This window comes from Mesorhizobium sp. M8A.F.Ca.ET.021.01.1.1 (assembly GCF_003998025.1).
Classification (GTDB): Bacteria; Pseudomonadota; Alphaproteobacteria; order Rhizobiales; family Rhizobiaceae; genus Mesorhizobium.
In genome coordinates, this window is the sequence record NZ_RZSJ01000684.1 from 1 (window position 1) to 3,051 (window position 3,051).

Consider the following 3,051-nt stretch of genomic DNA (forward strand, 5'->3'; position numbering starts at 1 on the left):
GACTTCGGGGCAATGGGTAAAGCCGAAGAAGACGACGCTGGGCTGTCCGCGGAAAGCAGCCTCGGTGATCGGGGCGCCTTTCTGGTCGACCAAGGTGAAGGGCGCGCCGAACGGTTCGCCGCCATAGTGGCCGCGATACCAGTCGAAGGTCAGCCAGCCGATGCCGGCGGCCATCAGAACGAGAATGCCGACCAGGATAGAACGCATCATCAGAAATGTCCGTCTGTAACGTCATGGGGCGCCGGCCAAACCATGCGCGCCTTGTTCGGCCACAGTCTTAGCGGTTCGGCCCCGCGCAGGCAAAGTGCCGCGTTGCCGCAACCGTTGTGGTGTTGACCCATCTGCTTGCAAAGCCGCACAGTCTGCACCACCTGAGACCGGCAACTCGAACCGAGGAGGCTTCTTTGCTCGAACTGATTGGGCTCGAACTGGCCGGGCGAAAACTGATCGGCCGCGCCTTGGCCGCATGCGTCGTGCTTGGCGCCGGCAGCGCCGTTGCCGAGGAAGTCGGCAAGGTCGGCGTTGACTGGATCGGCAACGACATCATCGTCGAGGCGATCAAGGATCCGAAAGTGGAGGGTGTCACCTGCCACGTTTCCTATTTCGATCGCAGCGTCATCGACCGCCTGCACAAGGGCAATTGGTTCGAGGATCCCAGCGATTCCTCGATCTCCTGCCGTCAGACAGGTCCGATCACGATCGGCGATATTGATACGAGCGAAGGCGGCGAGGAGGTGTTCAAGCAAGGTATCAGCCTGATCTGGAAGAAGCAGGTGGTAAACCGCATCTACGACAAGGCCAACGAAACGCTGATCTATCTGTCGCATTCACGCCAGGTGCAGAACGGCTCGGCCAAAATGTCGGTCACGACCGTGCCGCTCTACGGCCAGAACGTGGTGTGGAGCAAGGGCAAACCGAAATAGGCGGGCGAACGTCTTCCTGGTCCTGTTCTGACCGATGATCGGCCCCGGCTTGCGGGACCAATCATCACGGCGTAAAGCCGCCGGCATGGACCGTTCCGAAGATCTCGTCGCGAAAGACCCTGAGCCGCGCATCCACCCGACCGCGGAGATGAAGGGCTGCAAGCTCGGCCGCTACGCCGCGATCGGCGAACGCGTCGTGCTGCGCGAGGTCATCGTCGGCGACTTCTCCTATTTCGAACGCCATGCCGAGGCGATCTATACGACGATCGGCAAATTCTGCTCGATCGCCGCCAACAGCCGCATTAATGCGCTGGAACATCCGATCGAGCGGTTGACCCAGCACAAGGTCAGCTATCGGCCGAACGAATATTTTCGCTGGCTGGGCGTCGATGCGGCATTCCGCGAGCGGCGGCGCTCGAAGGCCGTGACCATCGGCCATGATGTCTGGATCGGCCACGGCGCGGTCATCTTGCCTGGCATCGCCATCGGCAATGGCGCGGTCATCGGCGCCAATGCGGTGGTGACGCGGGACGTGCCGTCCTACACCATCGTCGCCGGCGTGCCGGCGAAGCCGATCAAGCCGCGCTTTGCCCCCGAAATAGCGGCGCGCATCGATGCTCTCGCCTGGTGGGACTGGCCGGTCGAAAAACTCGCCAGGGCGGTTCCCGACATGCAGGCGATGCCGATCGAGGCCTTCCTCGACCGCTGGGAAAACGACGCCGTTTGAGTTCCGGCAGAGAACGGCAGGGCCTGGCCGTCGCGACCGTGCAGAGTATCAACAGGCCAATGCCTTGCGGGTAAGTGAAGCGGCCGGCTGTCTGGGTGCGAGTTGGCTCTTCGGGGAACTATTCTTCGCGCTTTCCGGAATGAAGCCCCTTCCGCCATGCGGGGGTGGCGCGGCGGAAGGGGCTGGAGGTAAACCGCTGTGAAGCGGAGGAACAGGCTCTTTGCCTGCACGGTTACCATGACATTGAACCGATAAGGTGTGTTTTGCGCCGAATGCGCGCTGAGCGTGCATTCAATTGCGCCGGTTACATTCGGTTCTCGATGGGAACCCAAAGGTCCGCCGCTTGTTTCTCAATGCCGCAAACATTGAGGGCGCTCGATACATGGAAAAGCTTTTCACCAAGGCCGCCAACTGGGTCGCCCATATAACCGGCCTGCCGCTGACCTTTGCCGGCTGCTGCCTGGTCGTCATCGTCTGGGCGGTTAGCGGGCCGGTCTTTGGTTTCTCGGACACCTGGCAACTGGTGATCAACACCGGCACGACCATCATTACATTCCTGATGGTGTTCCTCATCCAGACCACCCAGAACCGTGACGGCGCGGCGATCCAGGCCAAGCTCGACGAATTGATCCGGGTCAGCGAGGGCCACAACAACTTTATCGGCATCGAACACCTGACCGAATCCGAGGTCGAGGAGATCCGCGCCAAATGCGAGCGAGCCGCTAAGCGGCACGACGAGAAGATCGCAACCACGGCGGCAAAGAAGGCGGTTGCCCAGAAGCGAGGCGCGAAAAAGAGCGCGGCTTGAAGCTCAGCCTTTCATGAACGCCGCGAATGCGTCCTTGTGGTCGGGATGCCAGCGCGACAGGGCAGGACGGTTTTCGATAATGTCGCCGATTGCCCAGGCCATGCGCTTTTCGTCCAGCGGCCGCGCCGCCTCATTGTCCGGGCACAGGATGTAGAAGTCGCGCCTGACCAGCGATTCCAGCATGAAATCGACGACCTGTTCACCCGTCCAGGCGCCAGCGGGCTTTTCCGTCGCGCCTTCGGTGAGGCCGGTATAGGTGAAGCCGGGGATGAGCAGATGCGCCGACAGGCGGCCGCCGGGCTCGTTCCTTAGCGCGTGCGCCAGGCCTTCGGTAAAGGTCTTCACGCCAGCCTTGGAAACATTGTAGGCGAGGTTGCCGGGCGGCGTGGTGATGCCTTGCTTGGAGCCGGTGTTGACGATCAGGCCCGGCTTGGCCGCCGCCAGCATGCGCGGCGCGAAGGCTTCGACGCCATGCACGACGCCCCAGAAATTGATGTCGAGCAGCCGCTTCCAGCCATCGCGGTTTTCCCAGGGCTTTCCAGGATTGTCGCCGACGCCGGCATTGTTCATCAGCAGCGAGACCTCGCCAAAGG

General features: G+C 61.9%; 5 protein-coding genes. 3 read left to right on the forward strand and 2 right to left on the reverse strand.

Annotated features, from left to right (window positions below; translation table 11 throughout):
* On the reverse strand, positions 1-210 hold a 210-nt coding region (locus EOA36_RS32150), incomplete at its 3' end, for an SCO family protein (protein ID WP_189553457.1).
* A 194-nt stretch (positions 211-404) separates the two neighbouring features.
* Here EOA36_RS32150 and EOA36_RS32155 point away from each other — a divergent pair.
* The 3 genes from EOA36_RS32155 (at position 405) to EOA36_RS32165 (ending at position 2,458) form a co-directional block, all read left to right on the forward strand.
* Positions 405-923 carry a CreA family protein gene (locus EOA36_RS32155; protein ID WP_127280861.1) on the forward strand — a complete coding sequence of 173 codons (519 nt, stop codon included), beginning with the start codon at positions 405-407 and terminating at the stop codon, positions 921-923.
* An 85-nt stretch (positions 924-1,008) separates the two neighbouring features.
* Entirely contained in the window at positions 1,009-1,650 is a 642-nt protein-coding gene (locus tag EOA36_RS32160) for a DapH/DapD/GlmU-related protein (RefSeq protein ID WP_127280862.1), read from the forward strand.
* A 382-nt stretch (positions 1,651-2,032) separates the two neighbouring features.
* Complete coding sequence (locus tag EOA36_RS32165) at positions 2,033-2,458, forward strand: low affinity iron permease family protein (RefSeq protein WP_127280863.1); 426 nt, start codon at positions 2,033-2,035, stop codon at positions 2,456-2,458.
* A gap of 3 nt (positions 2,459-2,461) precedes the next feature.
* Here EOA36_RS32165 and EOA36_RS32170 read toward each other — a convergent pair.
* A partial coding sequence (locus tag EOA36_RS32170; RefSeq protein WP_127280864.1) for an SDR family NAD(P)-dependent oxidoreductase occupies positions 2,462-3,051 on the reverse strand: 590 nt, incomplete at its 5' end.

Coding starts and splice junctions, on each gene's coding strand:
- EOA36_RS32160 (WP_127280862.1), top strand. CDS start 1,009: ATGGACCGTTCCGAAGATCTCGTCGCGAAAGACCCTGAGCCGCGCATC.
- EOA36_RS32165 (WP_127280863.1), top strand. CDS start 2,033: ATGGAAAAGCTTTTCACCAAGGCCGCCAACTGGGTCGCCCATATAACC.